Here is a 22,169-nt window from a genome sequence, read left to right on the forward strand (position 1 = left end):
AGCCATGTTACCCGTCTCAGAAAGCAATGCCTCCCCCGTCTGCTATGCTTTTTTGTTAAGTCCATCATGATTTTCTCAGAAGTGTGAACTAACGCACTCGACTAACTCTTTTATTTCCAAGGAGTAATTATGAACCAGCTAGACGGCATCAAACAATTTACCACCGTGGTTGCAGACAGCGGCGACATCGAGTCGATTCGTCACTACCAGCCGGAAGACGCGACCACCAATCCCTCTCTGCTGCTCAAGGCGGCCGGTCTTGCGCACTTTAGTCATCTGATTGATGACGCCCTTGCCTACGGCAAACAGCGCGGGAAAACGCAGGAACAGCAGGTCGCCGAAGCCAGCGACAAGCTGGCGGTCAATATCGGTGCGGAAATTCTTAAAAGCATACCGGGGCGCGTCTCTACCGAAGTGGACGCCCGCCTCTCGTTCGACCAGGAAAAAAGCATTAACAAGGCCCGCCGCATAGTGGAACTCTACCAGGAGCAGGGGATCGATAAGTCACGCATTCTGATCAAGCTTGCGTCTACCTGGGAAGGCATCCGCGCGGCGGAAGTGCTGGAGAAAGAGGGGATCCACTGCAACCTGACGCTACTGTTCTCCTTCGCCCAGGCGCGTGCCTGCGCCGAAGCGGGCGTGTTCCTGATTTCACCGTTTGTCGGGCGTATCTACGACTGGTATCAGGCGAAACAGCCAATGGATCCGTACGTGGTGGAAGAAGATCCTGGCGTAAAATCGGTGCGTAATATCTACGATTATTACAAGCAGCATCGCTACGAGACCATCGTGATGGGGGCCAGCTTCCGCCGCACCGAGCAGATCCTGGCGCTCGCGGGCTGTGACCGTCTGACCATCTCTCCTGACCTGCTGAAAAAGCTTCAGGAGAGTGAAGAGACGGTGATCCGCAAGCTGGTACCGACCTCTACCGTTCTGCCAAAACCGAAACCCATGACCGAAGCGGAATTCCGCTGGGAGCACAATCAGGATCCAATGGCCGTGGAAAAACTGGCAGATGGCATCCGCCAGTTCGCCGTCGACCAGCGCAAACTCGAAGATCTTCTCGCCGCCAAACTTTAACCTTGCCACGGAGTGAACTATGTCCCGTAAAGAGCTCGCCAACGCCATTCGCGCCCTCAGCATGGATGCCGTACAAAAAGCCAATTCCGGCCACCCTGGCGCCCCCATGGGTATGGCTGATATTGCCGAAGTGCTGTGGAACGACTTCCTGAAGCACAACCCGACCGATCCGACCTGGTACGATCGCGACCGTTTTATTCTCTCCAACGGTCACGCCTCGATGCTGCTCTACAGCCTGCTGCACCTCTCCGGCTACGACCTGCCGCTTGAGGAGTTAAAAAACTTCCGCCAGCTGCACTCCAAAACGCCGGGCCACCCGGAGATCGGCTATACGCCGGGTGTTGAAACTACTACCGGCCCGCTGGGCCAGGGGCTGGCGAATGCCGTCGGCCTGGCGATTGCAGAGCGTACGCTGGCCGCGCAGTTCAACCAGCCCGACCACGAGATTGTCGATCACTACACCTATGTCTTTATGGGTGATGGCTGCCTGATGGAGGGGATCTCCCACGAGGTCTGCTCGCTGGCGGGCACCCTGGGCCTGGGCAAGCTGATTGGCTTCTACGATCACAACGGTATCTCCATTGACGGGGAAACCGAGGGCTGGTTTACCGATGACACGGCAAAACGCTTTGAAGCCTATCACTGGCACGTAGTGCACGAAATCGACGGTCACGATCCTGAGGCGGTGAAAAAAGCGATTCAGGAAGCGCAGAGCGTAAAGGACAAACCGTCCCTGATCGTCTGCCGCACCACCATCGGCTTCGGCTCGCCGAACAAAGCGGGTAAAGAAGAGGCGCACGGCGCGGCGCTGGGTGAAGAGGAAGTGGCGCTGACCCGCCAGAAACTGGGCTGGAAACACCCGGCCTTTGAGATCCCAAAAGAGATCTACAGGGCCTGGGATGCTCGCGAAACAGGTGAAAAAGCGCAGCAGGCCTGGAACGAGAAGTTTGCTGCCTACAAAAAAGCGTATCCGGAGCTGGCGGCCGAATTTAACCGCCGCATGAGCGGTGGCCTGCCGGAAGACTGGGAAGAGAAAACTCAGGCGCTGATTGAAAACCTGCAATCTAACCCGGCGAAAATTGCTACCCGTAAGGCGTCACAAAACACCCTGAACGCGATTGGCCCTGTCCTGCCCGAACTGCTGGGCGGCTCGGCGGATCTGGCGCCAAGTAACCTCACCATCTGGTCTGGCTCTAAATCCCTGAAGGAAGACATTGCCGGAAACTATATCCACTACGGCGTGCGCGAGTTCGGGATGACCGCCATTGCCAACGGTATCGCCCACCATGGCGGCTTCGTGCCGTACACCGCCACCTTCCTGATGTTTGTCGAATATGCCCGTAACGCGGCGCGTATGGCGGCCCTGATGAAGGCGCGGCAAATCATGGTGTATACCCACGACTCCATCGGACTGGGTGAAGATGGGCCGACGCACCAGGCGGTAGAGCAGCTGGCGAGCCTGCGCCTGACGCCAAACTTCAGTACCTGGCGTCCGTGCGATCAGGTTGAAGCGGCTGTGGGCTGGAAGCTGGCCGTAGAGCGCCATAACGGACCCACAGCGCTGATCCTGTCGCGCCAGAACCTGGCGCAGATCGAGCGCACGCCGGAGCAGGTGAAAAATATCGCCCGCGGCGGGTACATCCTGAAAGACAGCGGCGGTAAACCGGACGTGATCCTGATTGCCACCGGTTCAGAGGTGGAAATCACGGTAAAAGCGGCCGAGAAACTGACCGCCGAGGGTCACGCGGTGCGCGTGGTTTCCCTGCCTTCAACGGATATCTTTGATGCCCAGGATGAGGCGTACCGCGAATCGGTGTTGCCTTCAAACGTCGCGGCGCGCGTGGCGGTTGAAGCTGGCATTGCCGACTACTGGTACAAATATGTGGGTCTGAAAGGGGCGATTGTCGGCATGAAGGGTTACGGTGAATCCGCCCCGGCCGATAAGCTGTTCCCGTACTTCGGCTTTACCGTTGAGAACGTGGTGGAGAAGGCGCTGAGCGTGCTGTAGTGCAGTCTTCGTGCCCGGTGGCGGCTACGCCTTACCGGGCCTACAAATCGCTAAAACGTAGGCCGGGTAAGCGACAGCGCCCTACCTTGTGATCCACAGCGTGGGCCAGGCATCTGGCCCATTCCAGTTATCGCAGCTTGGCTCTTCCGCGTAGCGCACCAGGCGGAAGCGCTGGCCGTTAAAACGCCAGCGGGTCTGGATCCCACAGTCGCCAATCCCGCGTCCCAGTGCCAGCGTGGTCAGCTCGCGCGTTTTTTCATCGAAGCTGGCATTCATCAGCTCCATGTCGCTACTCTGGCTGGAAGGGGTAAACGGCAGGCGCAATCTCACGCTTCTGGCAGCAAACGGTTTTTTACGCGACACCAGCCACGCCAGATCGACGGTGTTGTACGCCCCCGCCTCACAGCTGATGATCATCAGCGCTTTGTCATCGGTCAACGCGGTCACGCGCACTTCACGCCGGTTCGGATCGAGGGAGCACTGGCTGTGGTTCATGCGCCAGGTACCGTAATCCAGCAGATCGTTAAGTTCGTTATGCGTCAGCGGCGTTGGCGTGGGGTTCACCACTGCCACCTTTTTTAATGCCGGCGCAGGCGGCACGCTCAGCGGTGGACTATCTCCTTTTTTAATCCATGCCGTTTCACTTCCGACGCGTTTTTGCTGGGCATCAATAAACAGCAGCGCCGCTTTCAGACCGGCCAGAGAGATTGTCTGCTTCCCCCCGCGCAGGGTCAGCGCCTGCCCCTCCTGAATAGTTTTCAGAAACGTGGTGATGGTGCCCGTATCGTCTGTTTTAAGATGCCAGGGGGTTAATTGCCAGTGTTGCGACGTAAGCTGAAGCGGCACATTGTCGAGCAGCAGGCGCGGGGCAATGTCAGGCTCTTTCACCGGAGGCGTCGAAAGACCGCCGAGATCGATGCGCAGGCTGGCGTCTGTTTTTGCCCCCGCACTGCGGCTCAGCGTCATGACCAGACCGCGATGCTCGCCGGTGTTGCGCGCTACGCAGAAATTCTGGTTATTGCAGGTCACCTGCCAGTCTGAAAAAGACTGCTGCGCAGGCGCAGCCCACACCAAAGGTGCGGGAAGCACGCAAATGAAGAAGAGAAAAAAAACGCAGTAGCGCATGAACGGCACAGCCCCGGAAACGAATAGGTCAATCTGGGGCGTATCTTCGTGCCCTGGGCGGGCTGGCTCAATCGGATTTATCGGATAGATTTATCTGAAATACAACTTATCACGCTACCGACGCAGCATTCATCAAACCGCTGGTTTGCAGATACTGCAACAGGATCACCGCTTTACCGTCGCGGATCTCGCCGCTTTTCACCATGTCGACAGCCTGAGCGAAAGGCATTTCCAGCACTTCAATGTCTTCATCGTCCACGCCACCGCCCCGGTGCGTGCGCTGGGCATCGGTGTACTCCGCAATGAAGAAGTGAACCAGCTCGGTAACCCCGCCAGGGGACATAAACAGCTCAAAGACTTTCTGCACCGCCCCCACCTCAAAACCCGTCTCTTCAATGGCTTCTTTGCGGATACACACTTCCGGCTCATCGTCGTCCAGCAGACCTGCACAGGTTTCAATCAGACGTCCGTCCGCGTTGCCATTGACCCATGTCGCGATGCGAAACTGGCGGATCAGTACCACGCTTTGCTTTTCACGGTTATACAGCAGAATGGTTGCACCATTGCCCCGGTCGTAGACTTCGCGTTTATGGCGAATGACGTCCCCGCTCTTACGGGTGAGATCGTAAGTGATGTTACGCAGGACAAAGTAATTTTCAGAAAGGATTTTGTCTTTAATAACGGTAATGTTCAGGGACATACGGGCTCCACGGCAAAATGAGTCTGTTTATACTACGCCGTGATGCCCGCTTTGTCGCCCGTCTGCGTTAATGCATATTGCGCGGCGGCACGCCAAGCCAGTCCATGATCCCCTGCGCGGCATGGCGCCCTTCCGCCATCGCGGTGACCACCAGATCCGCACCACGTACCGCATCACCGCCAGCAAAAATCTGCGGATTCGAGGTCTGGTAACGATAACGGCTCTCCACGGAGGCCCTGATGCGCCCCCAGTCGTCGGTTTCGACGCCCTGCGCCTGAAGCCACGGCATGGCGTGCGGATTAAACCCAAACGCCATGATCACCGCATCCGCTGGCATGACAAACTCACTGCCCGCCACCGGGACAGGACGACGCCGCCCCTGCGCATCCGGCTCGCCCAGACGGGTGCGCAGCATCCGGATACCGTTGACCTTCCCGTCGGTATCCAGCGTGAGCTCAACCGGCTGGACATTAAATTCAAAGGCCGCGCCCTCTTCTTTCGCGTTTTTAACCTCTTTCTTTGAGCCCGGCATGTTGGCCTCGTCCCGCCGATAGGCGCAGGTTACTTTCGCCGCGCCATGTCGCAGCGCGGTGCGCACGCAGTCCATCGCCGTATCGCCCCCGCCCAGCACCACCACGTTTAACCCCTGCGTGTCAATAAACGGCTCGTCTGCGGCAGGATCAAGGCCCATCACGTTCCGCGTATTTGCCACTAAAAACGGCAGCGCGTCGTACACGCCCGGCGCGTCTTCATGAGGGATACCTGCTTTCATGGAACGATAGGTCCCTACGCCGATGAACAGGGCATCGTAGTCGTTTTGCAGTTGGGCCATCGACACGTCTTTTCCCACCTCGCAGTTCAGCTCGAAGCGGATACCCATCGCGCTGAATATCTCTCTGCGCCGCGCTAACAGGGATTTATCCAGCTTGAAGGCCGGAATACCAAAGGTCAGCAATCCGCCGATTTCTGGATGGCGATCGTAGACCGTCACACCGATGCCGCTGCGCACCAGTACGTCGGCACAGGCCAGCCCTGCCGGACCGGCACCAATGATGGCGACGCGCTTACCGACCGGTGTAACGTGGCTGACGTCCGGCGTCCAGCCCATCGCCAGCGCCCGATCCGAGATATATCGTTCGATATTACCGATGGTTACCGCCCCTGACGCATCCCGCAGGGTGCAGGCGCCTTCACATAATCGATCCTGTGGACAGACGCGGCCGGTAATTTCCGGTAAACAGTTAGTCTGGTGAGAAAGCTCAGCCGCACCGATGATATCCCCCGCCCTGATCCGCTCAATCCACTGCGGAATATGGTTATGCAGCGGGCAGGTCCACTCGCAAATGCTGTGGTCGCCACATTTCAGGCACCGGGATGCTTCGCGCTGCGCCTGTTCCGGGCGAAACGGCAAGTAGATCTCGTTAAAATGGCCGGCGCGCGCGTCGGGGCTGAGCTTATCCGGCTCACCGCGCGCCGGGGTATTTTGCATCTGTTGCCGTTTGGTTTGCGGAGGGGCTGACTGAACCGCCTCGCTGTGCCACGGCAGCGCGTCCAGCCTTGCGCTGCGCTGTCGGCGCTGTTTAACCAGCTTATCCAGCACGGCTGGGGTGGCGAGCGTAAGCACCTCCGCCGGGCAGTTTTCAACGCAGGCCGGGCCTTGCGGCCTTTCCAGGCAGAGGTCGCATTTGTGCGCCGAGGCCTTTACGCTGTCGTTTTCAAGCGGGGTGATCAGCATGTCCATCGTGCCAAACGGGCAGGCCACCACGCAGGCTTTACAGCCAATGCATTTTTGTTGATTGACCTGTACGCTGTCGCTGTGTTGCGTGATGGCTCCGTTCGGGCAGCTTTGCGCGCAGGGCGCATTTTCACAGTGGTGGCAGGTCACTGGGCTTTTTCGCAAGCCAGAGGTAAGGACCGTAATGCGGGGATGAAAATGGCGCTCGCTCAGCGCGTGCTGCTCCCCGTTGTGCGCCATCACACAGGCAACTTCGCAGGCGCGACAACCGATACACTGTTGAGCGTTGGCCATAATAAAACGATTCATAACAACACCTGTTTTTGGTTCAATAACCTTATTCTTTATATTGTTATCGTATTTACCCACAGTGGCATGGCGACGCAATGTTCAAATGCCCAGGAAGGCGAACTATTTCCAGTGAACCTGTGGCAGATCAATTTAATTCAGGAAGCTGATGAGTGACCGTTAAACGCCCCGTATCGGGAAGCCTGGCTCGGGCTTTCTTTTCGATGATTGTCTTGTCCGTTCTGATCAGCGCCATTGCGCTGGTTACACTCGCCAGCAGCCAGCGCGACGCCGAGGCGATTAACATCGCCGGATCGCTGCGCATGCAGAGCTACCGCCTGGGCTACGAAATGCAGCGCGCCAGCCCGTCACTGGCAGAGCACCGCGCGGTCTGGCAGAAAACGCTGAGCGCGCCTGCGTTGCAGAAGCTCAACCGCTGGTATGTGCCAGAGGACGTCAAACAGCGTTACCAGCAGTTGCAGCTTGGCTGGCAGGAGATGGACACGCGTATCGCCAGCGGCGATACCGGGTGGTATCAGAGCCACATAGAGGATTTTGTGGGCCGGATAGATGCCTTTGTGCTGGCGCTACAGCACTACACCGAACATAAGATTCAGCTGGTGATTTTCATGTCGCTGACGGGCGGCCTGGGCATCCTGCTGCTGGCGGTGATGACCCTGCGGCGCATCCGCCGTCAGGTTGTGCTGCCGCTGAATAATCTGGTGGCAGCGAGCGAGCGTATCGAACAGGGGCAGTTCGATACCCCCGCGCCGGATATTATGCTTCCCAACGAGCTGGGCCAGCTTTCCCGCGCCTTCAACCATATGTCGGCGGAATTACACACCCTGTACCGTTCCCTGGAGCACTCCGTTGCCGAAAAAACCCGCCACCTGAATGAAGCGCATCAGCAGCTTGAAATGCTGTTCAAATGCTCACAGGCGTTGAATACCGGGCAGATAGACAGCCACTGCTTCCGGCATATTTTGCAAATTGTGCATGACTATACGCAGATGAATTACCTGCAATTGCGCACCAGTGACGACTGGCAGCTTTACGAAGGACAGGAGTCCCCGGGCGAGAAAATGCACAATTTACCGGTATTAATGCAGGACACCCTGTACGGCGAACTGCGCTGGCAAAGCGCGACCGGGGATGTTCCGCTGCCGCTCATGGAAAGCGTGGCGACGATGCTGGGCCGGGGGCTCTATTTCAATCAGGCGCAGAAACATTATCAGCAGTTGCTGCTGATGGAAGAGCGCGCCACCATCGCGCGTGAGCTACATGATTCTTTGGCGCAGGTGCTCTCCTATTTGCGTATTCAGCTTACGCTGCTGAAGCATGCCGTGCCGGGCGACAATGCCCCGGCGCAGACCATCATTACGGACTTCTCCCGCGAGCTGAATAACGCATGGCATCAGCTACGCGAGCTGCTCACCACCTTCCGCCTGACGCTCAACCACGCCAATCTTCCTGCCGCGCTACAGGAGTCTCTCGACGGTTTGCAAAGCCAGACCAGCGCGAAGCTGGTGCTCGACTGCCGTCTCTCATCGCTGGCACTGGACGCGCAAAAACAGGTGCACCTCTTACAGATTGTGCGTGAGGCAGTGCTGAATGCGATTAAACATGCCGACGCTAGCGAGATTGTGGTCAGCTGCGTCACCACCGCGGACGGTACTCACACGGTCACGATCCGCGACAACGGTATTGGTATCGGCGACGCCAGTGAACCGCCGGGGCATTACGGGCTGAATATCATGCGCGAACGCGCGGGACGGCTCGGCGGAACATTACACTTTTCTCAGCCGCCACAGGGCGGTACACAGGTCAGCGTGACGTTCCGGACACCTGCGGCGCAGGCTGAAAAATAGCGGGAAAGAAGGCGCGCTGAAAAAAGCGCATGATAATTTACATTATCTCCTTTATTTCTCCACGTTTGACCTGGGCCTTACCGCTAAAGTTAGGCGGGCAATAAACAATAATGACGTGCAGCAAAACGAGGTCACATTTTAATGGCGAATTTTTTCATCGATCGCCCCATTTTTGCCTGGGTGCTTGCAATCCTGTTGTGTCTGACGGGTGTCCTGGCGATTACTTCCCTTCCTGTTGAGCAATACCCCGACCTCGCCCCCCCTAACGTGCGTATCACGGCGAACTACCCTGGCGCCTCGGCACAGACGCTGGAAAATACCGTCACGCAGGTTATCGAGCAGAACATGACGGGTCTTGATAACCTGATGTACATGTCCTCGCAGAGCAGCGCCACGGGCCAGGCGACGGTAACCCTGAGCTTTACGGCGGGCACGGATCCGGACGAAGCGGTGCAGCAGGTGCAAAACCAGCTGCAATCGGCCCTGCGTAAACTGCCTCAGGCGGTGCAGAACCAGGGGGTGACCGTGCGTAAGACCGGTGACACCAATATTTTGACCATCGCGTTTGTTTCAACCGATGGCTCGATGGATAAGCAGGACATCGCGGACTACGTCGCCAGTAATATTCAGGACCCGCTCAGCCGTATCAACGGCGTGGGTGATATCGACGCCTACGGCTCGCAGTATTCCATGCGTATCTGGCTGGATCCCAACAAGCTGAACAGCGTGCAGATGACCGCCAAAGATGTCACCGACGCTATCGAATCGCAGAACGCTCAGATTGCCGTGGGGCAGCTCGGTGGTACGCCGTCCGTGGATAACCAGGCGCTTAACGCCACCATCAACTCCCAGTCGCTGCTCCAGACGCCTGAACAGTTCCGCAATATCACTCTGCGCGTGAATCAGGATGGTTCCGAAGTGCGTCTGGGGGATGTCGCCACCGTGGAAATGGGGGCGGAAAAATATGACTACCTGAGTCGCTTTAACGGCAATGCCGCGTCCGGCCTGGGGGTGAAACTGGCCTCCGGCGCCAACGAAATGGCGACCGCGCAGCGGGTGTTAGAGCGTCTGGATGAGCTGTCGCATTACTTCCCGCACGGACTGGAGTACAAAGTCGCCTACGAAACCACCTCATTCGTAAAAGCCTCCATCGAAGATGTGGTGAAAACCCTGCTCGAAGCTATCGCGCTGGTGTTCCTCGTGATGTACCTGTTCCTGCAAAACTTCCGCGCCACGCTGATCCCCACCATTGCGGTGCCGGTGGTGTTGCTTGGAACCTTTGCGGTGCTGTATGCCTTCGGTTACAGCATCAACACCCTGACCATGTTTGCCATGGTGCTGGCCATCGGCCTGCTGGTGGATGATGCCATCGTGGTGGTGGAAAACGTCGAGCGCATCATGAGCGAGGAAGGGCTTTCGCCCCGCGAGGCCACGCGCAAATCGATGGGACAAATTCAGGGTGCGCTGGTCGGTATCGCCATGGTGCTGTCGGCGGTATTTATCCCGATGGCGTTTTTTGGCGGCACTACGGGCGCGATTTATCGCCAGTTCTCGATCACCATCGTCTCTGCGATGGTGCTCTCCGTACTGGTGGCGATGATCCTTACCCCTGCTCTGTGCTCGACGCTGCTCAAACCGCTGCATAAGGGCGAACACCACGGTCAAAAAGGCTTCTTCGGCTGGTTTAACCGCATGTTTAACCGAAATGCGGCGCGCTATGAAGCGGGCGTGGGTAAAGTACTGCACCGCAGCGTGCGCTGGATGGTGGTCTATGTCCTGCTGCTCGGCGGCATGGTCTTCTTATTCCTGCGGCTGCCAACCTCGTTCCTGCCGCTGGAAGATCGCGGCATGTTTATCACCTCCGTACAGTTACCGAGCGGCTCGACCCAGCAGCAGACCCTGAAAGTGGTGCAGAAGGTTGAGAACTACTTCCATACTCAGGAGAAGGATAACGTGGTCTCCGTCTTCTCCACCGTCGGCTCTGGCCCTGGCGGTAACGGGCAGAACGTGGCGCGTATGTTTGTGCGCCTGAAAGACTGGGACCAGCGCGACAGCGATAGCGGCTCCTCCTTTGCCATCATTGAACGTGCAACTAAAGCGTTCAACAAAATCAAGGAAGCGCGCGTTTTCGCCAGCAGCCCGCCCGCTATCAGTGGCCTGGGCAGCTCAGCCGGATTTGATATGGAGCTTCAGGATCACGCGGGTGCCGGGCATGACGCGTTGATGGCAGCTCGCGATAAACTGCTCGAGCTGGCCGGGAAAGATCCGCAGCTTACCCGCGTTCGTCATAACGGTCTGGATGACAGCCCTCAGCTACAGGTGGATATCGACCAGCGTAAAGCGCAGGCGCTGGGCGTCTCCATCGACGACATTAACGACACCCTGCAAACGGCATGGGGCTCAAGCTACGTGAATGACTTTATGGATCGCGGTCGCGTGAAAAAGGTCTACGTTCAGTCTGCTGCCAAATACCGCATGCTGCCGGACGATATCAACCGCTGGTATGTGCGCAATAACACCGGCGGCATGGTGCCGTTCTCGGCGTTTGCGACGTCACGCTGGGAGACCGGTTCGCCGCGTCTGGAGCGTTACAACGGCTATTCGGCGCTGGAGATTGTCGGTGAAGCCGCGCCTGGCGTTAGTACCGGTACTGCAATGGACATTATGGAAAAACTGGTTCAGCAGTTACCGACCGGCTTTGGCCTGGAGTGGACGGCGATGTCCTACCAGGAACGGCTTTCCGGCGCGCAGGCGCCTGCCCTGTATGCCCTTTCGCTGCTGGTGGTGTTCCTCTGCCTGGCGGCGCTGTATGAAAGCTGGTCAGTGCCGTTCTCGGTAATGCTGGTGGTGCCTCTCGGGGTCATCGGCGCGCTGCTGGCAACCTGGATGCGTGGCCTGGAAAACGATGTCTATTTCCAGGTCGGACTCCTCACCGTAATCGGATTGTCGGCGAAAAACGCCATTCTGATCGTCGAATTTGCCAATGAGATGAATGCCAAAGGTCACGAACTGATGGCCGCCACGCTGCACGCCTGTCGTCAGCGCCTGCGCCCGATCCTGATGACTTCTCTGGCGTTTGTGTTTGGCGTCCTGCCGATGGCCACCAGCTCCGGCGCAGGCTCCAGCAGCCAGCACGCGGTGGGAACGGGCGTTATGGGGGGAATGATTTCCGCGACGATTCTGGCTATCTATTTCGTACCGCTGTTCTTTGTGCTGATACGCCGTCGTTTCCCGCTGAAGGATAAGCCGGAATAACCCGTTGAAATAAAAAAAAGGCGGCTTTACAGGCCGCCTTTTTATTGTGTGATTCTTTCACACTATGGTTATTTTAGTTAATTAAGTGCTCTTGCATTTCTTACCGGAAATTCATTTACGAAGCATGCCTTCGATAAAATCTTTCCAGTTCCCCAGTTCATGTTCAATCATAACAACCTCTCTTATTATTATGTGCATTCTACGAAAACGTATCATCATTGTGAAGCCACTTTAACCGATTGCTGTGATTGAGCCTCGCTGTGCAGGTAGGTTTAGGATCACTATGAGCGTTGCCGGGTAAATTTTATGTGACCCACAGCAATATTTTGAAATAGTCAGAAAAATGACAGCATTTTTAATTTCCCCCTGAGTTTATTGGCAATTTATACAGGGTGGACAACTATGCTTAAAAGATGGAAGACTATTCAGCTTACAGCTGTTCGTTGAATTATGGAGAATTGTAAATCACGAAAAATTCCGAATGTGTTATATTCCACTTAAGGATATATCTTCGAAAATATTGAACATTTAATCCACACAAGAACAAAAGGATTCACTATGGTTGTGATGTACGGCATTAAGAATTGCGATACGATTAAAAAAGCCCGCCGCTGGCTGGAAGCACACAACATCGACTATCGCTTCCATGATTACCGTGCCGACGGGCTTGACCCCGCGTTTCTCCATTCCGCCATCAATGAACTGGGCTGGGAAGCGCTGCTGAACACCCGCGGGACCACCTGGCGAAAACTGGATGAATCTCTCCGGGCCACGATCAACAACGCCGACAGCGCAGCCAAACTGATGCTTGAAATGCCGGCAATCATCAAACGCCCATTGCTCTGCAAGCCAGGTCAGCCTATGCTGCTGGGTTTCAGTGAAACCCTTTATTCAGATTTATTCGTTGAGGTGTAGTCTATGTCATGCCCGGTCATTGAGCTGACTCAGCAGCTTATTCGCCGTCCTTCCCTTAGCCCGGACGACGCAGGTTGTCAGGCATTAATGATTGAGCGCCTGCGTGCCATCGGTTTTACCGTCGAGCACATGGATTTTGGCGATACGCAGAACTTCTGGGCATGGCGCGGTCAGGGGGAGACGCTGGCGTTTGCCGGACATACCGACGTAGTTCCCGCAGGCGACGCAGACCGCTGGATCAACCCGCCTTTTGAGCCAACCATCCGCGACGGCATGCTTTTCGGACGCGGCGCTGCGGATATGAAAGGTTCCCTGGCTGCGATGGTCGTGGCGGCAGAGCGTTTCGTCGCCCAGCATCCGAACCATAAAAACCGTCTTGCGTTTTTGATTACCTCCGATGAAGAAGCCAGCGCCCACAACGGCACCGTGAAGGTCGTTGAGGCGCTGATGGCGCGCAATGAACGTCTGGACTACTGTCTGGTGGGCGAACCGTCCAGCACCGAAGTGGTGGGCGATGTGGTGAAAAATGGCCGCCGTGGATCCCTGACCTGCAATTTGACTATTCATGGCGTGCAGGGCCACGTTGCCTATCCGCACCTGGCGGATAACCCGGTACACCGCGCCGCGCCGATGCTGAACGAACTGGTGGGCATTGAATGGGATAAAGGCAACGAATTTTTCCCGCCAACCAGCATGCAGATAGCCAACATCAAGGCCGGCACTGGCAGCAACAACGTCATTCCCGGCGATCTCTTCGTCCAGTTTAACTTCCGCTTCAGCACCGAACTGACCGACGAGATGATCAAAGCACGCGTGATTGCGCTGCTCGAAAAATACCAGCTGCGCTATACCCTCGACTGGTGGCTGTCTGGCCAGCCGTTCCTGACGCAGCGCGGTAAACTGGTGGATGCGGTAGTGAACGCCATTGCGCACTATAATGAAATTAAGCCACAGCTGCTGACAACGGGCGGCACATCTGACGGACGCTTTATTGCCCGCATGGGCGCACAGGTTGTCGAACTGGGTCCGGTTAACGCGACGATTCACAAAATCAATGAATGCGTGAACGCTGCCGATTTACAACTGCTGGCCCGCATGTATCAACGTATTATGGAGCAGCTCGTCGCCTGACGGGTGCTTAAAGAGGATTAGCGAATGGACTGGCTTTCAAAGTACTGGTGGATTCTGGTGTTGGTATTTCTGGTAGGCGTGCTGCTTAACGTGATTAAAGATCTCAAGCGCGTTGACCACAAAAAGTTCCTTGCCAACAAACCGGATCTTCCGCCGCACCGTGATTTTAACGACAAGTGGGACGATGAAGACGACTGGCCGAAGAAGGACCAGAAGAAGTAATCGCTTTGTTTCCCCTCTCCCTAGGGAGAGGGGAAACCTCACATAAACTCGACGATATCATCATCATTCGGCTTACCGCCGCTGAGCGCTTCATCAAAGTAGTGCTTCGGTACGGTATAACGCAGATGACCGAGCGCGAACTGCATGCTGCGATCGTCAATGGCATGCCCCAGATCGTCCACGATATCCAGCGTCACATCCCCGCCTTCACGCATCAGCGCGTCCTGGGCCGCAACCGCATGCGAAAGCTCAATTACCCGGTCTTCACCCCCATGAATGAGATGGATCGTGGTCTGCGTGGTCGCGCTTTGCGGTAACGTCGCAAAACGCCCGTTGAAGGCAATCACGCGGGACACCAGTCCGGGCTGCGCTTTTACGCTTTCCAGCGACATGATTGAGCCCTGAGAGAAGCCAATCAGCGCTGTTGCATTGGCACCTACGCCGCTCTGCTGCTGCCAGTAACGCACGATATCGATAAAGGCTGGCATAACTGCATCAATACGTGCCTGACGATTTTCCTCCGTCACGCCCTCGACGGAAAACCACTGCCGCCCGTCCGGACCGCAGGGCTCCACGCCGCCGATACTGACGATCAGCGCGTGTGGGAAAACGGGTGCAAACCAGCTGCCAATCTGTCCCATATTGACGGCATTGTCGCCCACGCCATGAAACAGAAGCAGTAGCTGTTTAGCAGGTGTATCCGGGCTTTGCACAACAAAATGGTCATGTTTCATGGCGATCTCCTTAATTGATAAGCAGGATTTTACGCCTCTGCGGGGTAATGACCATGCCACTTTACTGAAGAAGTCATTGAAAAAATTGCCATTGCAAAATGTCGGCTTTCAGCCGCTGGCTACGGGAGTAATCAAGCCTTTCAAGCGCGTGAGCGGTTTCCTCGCGTAGCTTCGCCAGCAACGCTTTGCGCCCGAAATCGTGCGTATTCCCTTCCATTTTCCCGCGCAGCGCCGGGAGCGGCATATCCACGGCAAACAACAATCGCGTTAGCGCCGCAACCGAGGTTGAAAACGCCCGGTGCGCAAAGGCAAACCCCGCCAGCTCCAGCCAGTCGTCACTATTAAGGGTAGCTTCCCATGCATCCATCACCGGGATCTTTTCGCCATTCCAGGCCGACAGGACGCGCATATCACGACATAAACGCTGATGCGCCTCTTCGCAGAGCTGATGCCCCGCCTCGCTCAGCGGCAGCAACGCCATCGCCGTATAGCACCCGCTGCTGGCCTCCCGGTGGCTGCCCATTCGCACCAGCACAAACCCGCACTGCCGCCAGAAACGCCACAGCTCGTCGGTATAGCCAAAGCTGACCGAGAGATAATCTTCTCCGCTGGCACTGCGGATCAGCCCCTGGCCGATGCCTTCCCGCTGGCGATGAGGATGAACCGCAATACGGCTGACGCGTCGGCCTTTCAGCGTCGCCGCGAGAGGCGATCCGCCGTGGGCAGCCAGCGACTGTGCCACCAGATTTCCACGCGGCCGACGAAATCCCGCCCACACCGCGCGACTAAGCTCTGGGGATAAGCCGCCCTCCTCCACCAGCCAGAGCGCGCCAGCGATCTCCGCGCCCGCCTGAGCAACAGCAAAATGCTGTCCCGGCGCGTCCATCATCCGGCGTAAATCGAGGGGGGACGTCCGGTAGTGCGCGGCACACAGCAGTTCATACACGCCTGCCCCGCGCGCCGGATCGCTCTCCCATACCCCGGGCTCCAGCGACGTTAAACTTACCTCCCCTGCCGGTATGCGATCGATAAGCGCATCGTCGAACAGCAGCGCGTTCGCCACGATTCGCTCAAGAGGACATCCGGCAGCCCAGCGTACAGGGGTTGATAAGGTATATCGCCGCAGACCGCTGAACCGGGCGCAGAACTTCAGCAGGAATCCCCTGCCCGTGCCTTCATAACCCTGCACCGTAGTGGTCAACAACACGCGGGAAAAGCGCATCGTCAGTTTCTCGAGCAGCGGGCCGGGGATGGCGGCTGCCTCATCGACAATCAGCCACTCAGCTTCTGTGGTGGAGGCCAGCAGCGCATCCGGGGCCATAAAGTGAAAATGTTCCCCGGCGAAACGCGCGATGACATCCGTCGCCCCTTTTGCCGGTGCCGTCACGACTGCACTCCCCTGAATGCCGCTCAGCAACATGCCCGCCAGGGCGGACTTTCCTCGTCCGCGCGGGGCCGTCACGGCAGCCACGCCAGCAGGCATGGTCAGAAGCGCGTCGAGGATCGCAGCCTGCTCGCGCTGCGGTTCACCGCTGGCGGACTGCCAGGCGGGTAAATCTGGCGCAACGGGAAGGCACAGAGGACGATGTTGATGCCAGACGATAGCATCTGAATCGGCGGCCAGCGTCCGGCAAAAATGGTAAACAAAGTGCGGGGTGGCGATCGGCTCGGCGCTGTCGCTCCAGCGTAGAGAATCCGCGTCGGGCCTGTTAGCCCAGACGGAGAACGGCGGCACCAGCAGCACCAGAAGGCTTCCGGCGCGCAGGGTCCCGCTGAGGGCGGCGAAGGCCGAGACGTCAAACCCGCGACGCGCGTCAAAAACGGCGTGCAGATATTCACGTCCCAGCAGGCCGCTGATGGCCTTAGAGGGGTTTTCCTCCAGCCACAGCCAGTCTCCTGGTAACGTATCGCGCAGGATGGTCGCCTGGCTCAACGTCCACGCTTCATCGCCGCTAAGCACCACCAGCCGGCGGTGCCCGGTACGCTGAAGCTGGTTAACCAGCTGTTCAACCCCCAACATCACATAGCTTTGCCGAAGGTATTACACTGCGACGGGTTGCCGCTGTCAAAGCCACGCTTAAACCAGCTGTAGCGCTGCTCTGAGGTGCCATGGGTAAAGCTGTCCGGCACAACGCGCCCCTGGCTTTGCTGCTGCAAGCGATCGTCACCAATCGCCTGTGCGGCATTCAGGGCCTCTTCCAGATCGCCTGTTTCCAGCACGCCCTGCTGCTGCATGCTGTGTCCCCAGACGCCAGCGAAGCAGTCGGCCTGAAGCTCCATGCGTACGGAGAGATGATTCACCTCCGCCTGAGACGCATTCTGCTGCATCTGACGCACTTTAGGTTCAATGCCGAGGAGCTTCTGCACATGGTGGCCGACTTCATGCGCGATCACGTAGCCCTGGGCAAAATCGCCGTCGGCGCCCAGCTTGCTTTTCATGTCGTCATAGAAGGAGAGATCGATATAGACGGTGCTGTCCGCCGGGCAGTAGAACGGCCCCATAACGGACTGCCCGGTGCCGCAGCCCGTGCGGGTTGCTCCCCGGTACATCACCAGTTTTGGCGGCTGATAAGTCCGCCCCATTTTCTCGAACTGCTGACCCCAGGTATCTTCGGTCGTCGCGAGAATAACGGAAGTAAATTTCGCCGCTTCATCTTCATTCGGGCTGATGGAGCGCTGAGAATACTGCTGCTGTTGCCCGGTTTCACCGGTCATCAAACCGGTCAGGTCGACACCGTAGTAGCCCGCTACCAGCACGACGACCAGCAGAATAATACCGCCCTTGCCGCTGGGTAACCGGAAACCTGGCCCGCCCATAGACGGCCCACCGCCACCACTGCTGCGTCTGTCTTCTACGTTGTCACTTTCACGACGCCCTTGCCAGCGCATAAACACCTCGAACTATTCCATTTATAATAGCTATGATCGTAGGCGGTTAATGAAAGGATTACCATAGTAAACAAGGATAAGACGCCAAAGGATGCCAACATCCTTTGGCAAATGCGCAGTTTAGTCGAGCTTAACGCCTAAACGGTGAGCAACCGCTTCGTACGCTTCGACCACGCCACCCAGACTCTGGCGGAAACGGTCTTTGTCCATTTTATCCAGCGTCTCTTTGTCCCACAGGCGGCTGCCGTCAGGAGAGAACTCGTCGCCCAGCACCACTTCGCCTTTGTACAGACCGAACTCCAGCTTGAAGTCGACCAGGATCAGGCCCGCGTCATCAAACAGCTTTTTCAGCACGTCGTTGGCTTTGTAGGTCAGTTCCTGCATGCGCGCCAGGTTCTCTTTGCTGACCCAGCCGAAGGTTTCGCAGTAGGATTCGTTGACCATCGGGTCATGCATGGCGTCGTTTTTCAGGAACAGATCGAACAGCGGTGGATTCAGTTCGATACCCTCTTCAATGCCCAGACGCTTCACCAGGGAGCCTGCGGCACGGTTACGGATCACGCACTCAACCGGCACCATATCCAGTTTTTTTACCAGACATTCCGTATCGGACAACAACGCTTCCATCTGAGTCGGGATACCGGCTTCGGCCAGTTTGGTCATAATGAAGTGGTTGAACTTGTTGTTCACCATGCCCTTACGATCGAACTGCTCAATGCGTGCGCCGTCTCCTGCTGACGTATCATTGCGGAATTCGAGCACCAACAGATCCGGGTTTTCCGTGCTGTATACGGTTTTCGCTTTGCCACGATACAACTCAGCTTGCTTCTGCATCTTCATTACTCCTGGTGTGATGATTTGTATTCAAACTGGCCATATTATGCCACGCACACGTTTGCGTGGCACGAAAATAAAAAGGGCTGGATTAACCAGCCCTCACTATTATTTGCTGAATGCGGCCTGGAAGGCAGCGACCAGCGCATCGTTCTGCGCCTGGGTCAGCGTGTGTCCTTTCGGATCGATAAACTGCAGGCTGCTGCGGTTATCGAGGTCGCCGACCTGGATTTTGTAGTCACCGGAAGGCAACTGTGGATCGCTTGCCCCCAGCTCCTGCCAGGCACTTTCAGACAGCGGCTTATAGGTCGCTGTGATGCTGCCCGTTGAACGGGTGCTGTCGGTCACCTTCATGCCCACTTTTTCCAGCGTGGCTGGCAGACGCTGCCAGGTCTGGTTAAACGGCGCACGCACCACCAGCATTGGCAGGCCGGTATCGTCTGCACCGCTCTGCACGTCAAACGTTGAGCCGTTACGGTTCTGCGCGGCGTTTGCGGCATCAGCAGCGTTCTTATCCAGACCCGCTGCAATCACGTTCAGCATTTCGGTACTGTAGCGCTGCATGGCGGACGGATCGGCAACCGGTTTACCTGCCTGCTCAAGATTCAACAGCTTAACGGTAACCGCCTGCTGATAACCCTGCGGCTTAACGGAGACTTGATAACGACCACGATACTGCTGGTCTTCATCGAGACGGTTCCACTCAATCCAGTCGGTGGTTAAGGTCTGGCTGGCGTCGTCGCGTTTATCAATCGTATAGTTTTTCGACTGAATGACGCTCACAACCTGCGGCCACAGCGTGGTACCGCGTGCGCTTTCCACCAGCAGAGAAGCTGTATCACCGGTGAACTGCGTGCGCGCGCCACTCACCAGCGCCAGAGGCTGAGCTGGCGGACGAATATCGAGCGCTTTACCCACCAGGCCGCTGCCGTTGGTAACCGGAATATTATAATCACCGTTCTGGATCGGCAGGATCATGCCGGCAGGCGCGTGAAGTTCAGCAAGCGGCGGCGCATCCAGATAGGATTCATCACCGCTCACCTGGCGCTTGTAGCGCGAGTCTGAACTACAGGCAGCGAGGAGCATAACAAGCGAAACACCCGCAACCTTGGCCAGGCGCGACTTCTGTACTGAATAAGCCATCAAATCTCCCTAAACTTTACAGCAAACCGGCATGCTTCAGCGCGCCAGCGACAATTTCACGACCATGGTCGGTAATCGGTGTCATTGGCAGACGCAGCGTGTCGGTTGCTACAAGCCCCAACTCCTTACATGCCCATTTCACTGGGATCGGATTGGGTTCGACAAATAATTTATTATGCAACGGCATCAGACGCTGATTAATCACGCGAGCTTCATCAAAGTGACCGGCTGCGGCCAGTTTGCACATGTCAGCCATATCACGCGCCGCCACGTTCGCCGTCACGGAAATCACGCCGTTACCACCGAGCTGCATAAAGTCCAGTGCGGTCGCATCATCACCGCTCAACAGGATAAAGTCGTCTGAAACCAGCTCTTTGATCTGATGAACGCGGCTTAAGTTCCCTGTCGCCTCTTTAATCCCGATAATATTTTTTACTTTCGAGAGACGGCCAACGGTTTCCGGCAGCATATCGCAACCGGTACGGGACGGCACATTATACAGAATTTGTGGCAAGTCAGTATGTTCAGCGATGGCTTTGAAATGCTGGAACAAACCTTCCTGAGTTGGGCGGTTGTAGTAAGGGGTCACCGTCAGACAGCCAACAATGCCGCTGTCGTTAAAACGCTGAGTCAGGCTAATGGCCTCTGCCGTTGCGTTTGCGCCCGTACCCGCGATGACCGGAATACGCCCGTCCGCCAGTTCCAGGGTCAGCATCACAACATCGCCGTGCTCTTCGTGGCTCAGCGTGGCGGATTCACCGGTAGTCCCTACCGAAACGATCGCCGAGGTTCCATTGGCGACATGGTAATCAATGAGCTTCTTCATGCTTGACCGGCAGACATTACCTTTTTCATCCATCGGTGTAACAAGCGCGACAATACTTCCCGTGAACATGAGCCATCCTCTGTGCGAACAAGAGCCTCAATGTTACGTTTGGAACTGTAATAAAAGCAAGCGACCTGAGGCTCTCAGGCGGTTGTATGCATGTTTTTTTTATGCTTTCCTTAGGAAGACTTAACCACGCAAAGGAAGAACAGGTTTGACAACCTCATCACAACATTACCTGGTTATCACTGCGCTGGGTGCTGACAGGCCGGGTATCGTGAATACCATCACTCGCCACGTGAGCAGCTGCGGCTGCAATATCGAAGACAGCCGGCTGGCTATGCTTGGCGAAGAGTTCACGTTCATCATGCTGCTTTCCGGAACATGGAATGCCATTACCCTCATCGAATCTACCCTGCCGCTGAAAGGCGCAGAGCTGGATTTACTGATTGTGATGAAGCGCACCACCGCGCGCCCGCGTCCGGCTCTGCCTGCCACAGTCTGGGTACAGGTTGAAGTGCCTGATTCACCTCATCTGATTGAACGTTTTACGGCACTGTTTGACAGCCATCAGATGAACATTGCCGAACTGGTTTCCCGCACGCAGCCTGGCGATGAAAACGCCATCCCGACGCTGTTTATTCAAATTACCGCCCACAGCCCTGCCTCGCAGGATGCGTCAAATATCGAGCAAGCGTTCAAAGCCCTCTGTACAGAATTACACGCGCAAGGCAGTATAAGCGTCGTCGATTATTCGCAGCACGAACAGGATGGAGTTGAGTAATGAACCCACTGAAAGCCGGTGATATCGCACCGAAATTTAGCTTACCGGATCAAGACGGCGAGCAAGTAAATTTGACCGACTTCCAGGGACAGCGTGTTCTGGTCTATTTCTACCCGAAAGCCATGACCCCGGGCTGTACCGTACAGGCCTGCGGTTTACGCGACAACATGGATGAGTTGAAAAAGGTCGGTGTGGAAGTGCTGGGCATCAGCACCGATAAACCAGAGAAGCTGTCACGTTTTGCGGAAAAAGAGCTGCTGAACTTCACGCTGCTTTCCGATGAAGACCACCAGGTTTGCGAGCAGTTTGGCGTCTGGGGTGAGAAGTCCTTTATGGGCAAAACGTACGACGGTATTCACCGCATCAGCTTCCTGATTGACGCTGACGGTAAAGTTGAGCACGTGTTTGATGATTTCAAAACCAGCAACCACCACGAGGTGGTGTTGCACTGGCTGAAACAAAGCGCCTGATAAACAGCAAAACGGCAACCCAGGTTGCCGTTTTTGGTGTTTGCCCCCTCTCCCCGTGGGCTGAGGGTTCCCCACAAATTAATGCGAGCACTGAGCAATCCCCTCGCCCCTCCGGGGAGAGGGTTAGGGTGAGGGGAACATACGGCGGTGGTGGTCATTCCG

General features: G+C 56.6%; 19 protein-coding genes. 9 read left to right on the forward strand and 10 right to left on the reverse strand.

All coding sequences use genetic code 11. The features are described from left to right. The first annotated feature begins 129 nt into the window (after positions 1–129). Entirely contained in the window at positions 130–1,080 is a 951-nt protein-coding gene (gene tal / locus ACOTX2_RS03190; RefSeq protein ID WP_022648959.1) for a transaldolase, read from the forward strand. A gap of 19 nt (positions 1,081–1,099) precedes the next feature. Continuing rightward, complete coding sequence (gene tkt, locus ACOTX2_RS03195; RefSeq protein ID WP_022648960.1) at positions 1,100–3,088, forward strand: transketolase; 1,989 nt, start codon at positions 1,100–1,102, stop codon at positions 3,086–3,088. Positions 3,089–3,169: 81 nt separating this feature from the next. Here the strand turns inward: tkt and ACOTX2_RS03200 are convergent, their stop codons facing one another. From ACOTX2_RS03200 to aegA, 3 genes are all read right to left on the reverse strand, one after another. Then, entirely contained in the window at positions 3,170–4,213 is a 1,044-nt protein-coding gene (locus ACOTX2_RS03200; protein ID WP_063147674.1) for a DUF1176 domain-containing protein, read from the reverse strand. Positions 4,214–4,322: 109 nt separating this feature from the next. Beyond that, a complete protein-coding gene (gene nudK / locus ACOTX2_RS03205) occupies positions 4,323–4,913 on the reverse strand; it encodes a GDP-mannose pyrophosphatase NudK (RefSeq protein WP_022648962.1) in 591 nt (196 codons plus the stop codon). A 67-nt stretch (positions 4,914–4,980) separates the two neighbouring features. Continuing rightward, positions 4,981–6,957, reverse strand: a complete 1,977-nt coding sequence (gene aegA / locus ACOTX2_RS03210; protein ID WP_074136335.1) for a formate-dependent uric acid utilization protein AegA — start codon at positions 6,955–6,957, stop codon at positions 4,981–4,983. Positions 6,958–7,109: 152 nt separating this feature from the next. Here aegA and narQ point away from each other — a divergent pair, with 152 nt between their 5' ends. Further along, positions 7,110–8,804, forward strand: coding sequence for a nitrate/nitrite two-component system sensor histidine kinase NarQ (narQ, locus tag ACOTX2_RS03215; RefSeq protein ID WP_032623807.1), 1,695 nt, complete (start codon positions 7,110–7,112; stop codon positions 8,802–8,804). A gap of 141 nt (positions 8,805–8,945) precedes the next feature. Next, a complete protein-coding gene (gene acrD, locus ACOTX2_RS03220) occupies positions 8,946–12,059 on the forward strand; it encodes a multidrug efflux RND transporter permease AcrD (protein WP_022648965.1) in 3,114 nt (1,037 codons plus the stop codon). Between the two features lie 111 nt (positions 12,060–12,170). Here acrD and ypfM read toward each other — a convergent pair whose 3' ends face one another. After that, positions 12,171–12,230: a protein YpfM gene (gene ypfM / locus ACOTX2_RS03225; protein WP_100181659.1), complete on the reverse strand. Its 60-nt coding sequence runs from the start codon at positions 12,228–12,230 to the stop codon at positions 12,171–12,173. 387 nt (positions 12,231–12,617) lie between these two features. Between ypfM and ACOTX2_RS03230 the strand changes: the two genes are divergently transcribed. From ACOTX2_RS03230 to ACOTX2_RS03240, 3 genes are read left to right on the forward strand one after another with little or no spacing between them, the layout of a single operon-like run. Next, entirely contained in the window at positions 12,618–12,974 is a 357-nt protein-coding gene (locus ACOTX2_RS03230) for an ArsC family reductase (RefSeq protein WP_045309148.1), read from the forward strand. Positions 12,975–12,977: 3 nt separating this feature from the next. Next, entirely contained in the window at positions 12,978–14,105 is a 1,128-nt protein-coding gene (gene dapE, locus ACOTX2_RS03235) for a succinyl-diaminopimelate desuccinylase (protein ID WP_017383496.1), read from the forward strand. A gap of 24 nt (positions 14,106–14,129) precedes the next feature. Beyond that, positions 14,130–14,327 (forward strand): YpfN family protein, encoded by a 198-nt coding sequence (locus ACOTX2_RS03240; protein WP_000383991.1) that lies wholly within the window; start codon positions 14,130–14,132, stop codon positions 14,325–14,327. A 38-nt stretch (positions 14,328–14,365) separates the two neighbouring features. On the opposite strand, the gene ypfH is transcribed toward ACOTX2_RS03240, so the two are convergent. The 6 genes from ypfH to dapA form a co-directional block, all read right to left on the reverse strand. Then, positions 14,366–15,061 (reverse strand): esterase, encoded by a 696-nt coding sequence (ypfH, locus tag ACOTX2_RS03245; RefSeq protein ID WP_023306678.1) that lies wholly within the window; start codon positions 15,059–15,061, stop codon positions 14,366–14,368. A gap of 73 nt (positions 15,062–15,134) precedes the next feature. Further along, entirely contained in the window at positions 15,135–17,081 is a 1,947-nt protein-coding gene (locus ACOTX2_RS03250; protein ID WP_063147672.1) for a tRNA(Met) cytidine acetyltransferase TmcA, read from the reverse strand. Beyond that, positions 17,081–17,950 (reverse strand): neutral zinc metallopeptidase, encoded by an 870-nt coding sequence (locus ACOTX2_RS03255; protein ID WP_022648970.1) that lies wholly within the window; start codon positions 17,948–17,950, stop codon positions 17,081–17,083. Before ACOTX2_RS03255 ends, ACOTX2_RS03250 begins: the two co-directional genes overlap by 1 nt. Positions 17,951–18,070: 120 nt before the next feature. Next, the gene (gene purC, locus ACOTX2_RS03260) at positions 18,071–18,784 is read right to left on the reverse strand and encodes a phosphoribosylaminoimidazolesuccinocarboxamide synthase (protein WP_001171626.1); all 714 of its coding nucleotides are present in this window, start codon (positions 18,782–18,784) and stop codon (positions 18,071–18,073) included. 108 nt (positions 18,785–18,892) lie between these two features. Then, complete coding sequence (bamC, locus tag ACOTX2_RS03265) at positions 18,893–19,927, reverse strand: outer membrane protein assembly factor BamC (protein WP_022648971.1); 1,035 nt, start codon at positions 19,925–19,927, stop codon at positions 18,893–18,895. Between the two features lie 16 nt (positions 19,928–19,943). Next, complete coding sequence (gene dapA / locus ACOTX2_RS03270; RefSeq protein WP_003860542.1) at positions 19,944–20,822, reverse strand: 4-hydroxy-tetrahydrodipicolinate synthase; 879 nt, start codon at positions 20,820–20,822, stop codon at positions 19,944–19,946. 145 nt (positions 20,823–20,967) lie between these two features. Here dapA and ACOTX2_RS03275 point away from each other — a divergent pair, with 145 nt between their 5' ends. Beyond that, on the forward strand, positions 20,968–21,537 hold the full coding sequence (locus ACOTX2_RS03275; protein ID WP_000213743.1) for a glycine cleavage system transcriptional repressor: 570 nt from the start codon (positions 20,968–20,970) through the stop codon (positions 21,535–21,537). Further along, positions 21,537–22,007, forward strand: coding sequence for a thioredoxin-dependent thiol peroxidase (gene bcp / locus ACOTX2_RS03280; protein ID WP_100148654.1), 471 nt, complete (start codon positions 21,537–21,539; stop codon positions 22,005–22,007). Before ACOTX2_RS03275 ends, bcp begins: the two co-directional genes overlap by 1 nt. Positions 22,008–22,169: the final 162 nt, after the last annotated feature.

It is taken from the genome of Enterobacter cloacae complex sp. IR5412 (genome assembly GCF_049237385.1).
In the GTDB taxonomy this organism is placed as follows: domain Bacteria; phylum Pseudomonadota; class Gammaproteobacteria; order Enterobacterales; family Enterobacteriaceae; genus Enterobacter; species Enterobacter intestinihominis.

Coding starts and splice junctions, on each gene's coding strand:
- dapE (WP_017383496.1), top strand. CDS start 12,978: ATGTCATGCCCGGTCATTGAGCTGACTCAGCAGCTTATTCGCCGTCCT.
- bcp (WP_100148654.1), top strand. CDS start 21,537: ATGAACCCACTGAAAGCCGGTGATATCGCACCGAAATTTAGCTTACCG.
- ACOTX2_RS03230 (WP_045309148.1), top strand. CDS start 12,618: ATGGTTGTGATGTACGGCATTAAGAATTGCGATACGATTAAAAAAGCC.
- tkt (WP_022648960.1), top strand. CDS start 1,100: ATGTCCCGTAAAGAGCTCGCCAACGCCATTCGCGCCCTCAGCATGGAT.
- aegA (WP_074136335.1), bottom strand. CDS start 6,957: ATGAATCGTTTTATTATGGCCAACGCTCAACAGTGTATCGGTTGTCGC.
- dapA (WP_003860542.1), bottom strand. CDS start 20,822: ATGTTCACGGGAAGTATTGTCGCGCTTGTTACACCGATGGATGAAAAA.
- ACOTX2_RS03255 (WP_022648970.1), bottom strand. CDS start 17,950: ATGCGCTGGCAAGGGCGTCGTGAAAGTGACAACGTAGAAGACAGACGC.
- ACOTX2_RS03240 (WP_000383991.1), top strand. CDS start 14,130: ATGGACTGGCTTTCAAAGTACTGGTGGATTCTGGTGTTGGTATTTCTG.
- ACOTX2_RS03250 (WP_063147672.1), bottom strand. CDS start 17,081: ATGTTGGGGGTTGAACAGCTGGTTAACCAGCTTCAGCGTACCGGGCAC.
- nudK (WP_022648962.1), bottom strand. CDS start 4,913: ATGTCCCTGAACATTACCGTTATTAAAGACAAAATCCTTTCTGAAAAT.
- acrD (WP_022648965.1), top strand. CDS start 8,946: ATGGCGAATTTTTTCATCGATCGCCCCATTTTTGCCTGGGTGCTTGCA.
- ACOTX2_RS03200 (WP_063147674.1), bottom strand. CDS start 4,213: ATGCGCTACTGCGTTTTTTTTCTCTTCTTCATTTGCGTGCTTCCCGCA.
- tal (WP_022648959.1), top strand. CDS start 130: ATGAACCAGCTAGACGGCATCAAACAATTTACCACCGTGGTTGCAGAC.
- purC (WP_001171626.1), bottom strand. CDS start 18,784: ATGCAGAAGCAAGCTGAGTTGTATCGTGGCAAAGCGAAAACCGTATAC.
- bamC (WP_022648971.1), bottom strand. CDS start 19,927: ATGGCTTATTCAGTACAGAAGTCGCGCCTGGCCAAGGTTGCGGGTGTT.
- ypfH (WP_023306678.1), bottom strand. CDS start 15,061: ATGAAACATGACCATTTTGTTGTGCAAAGCCCGGATACACCTGCTAAA.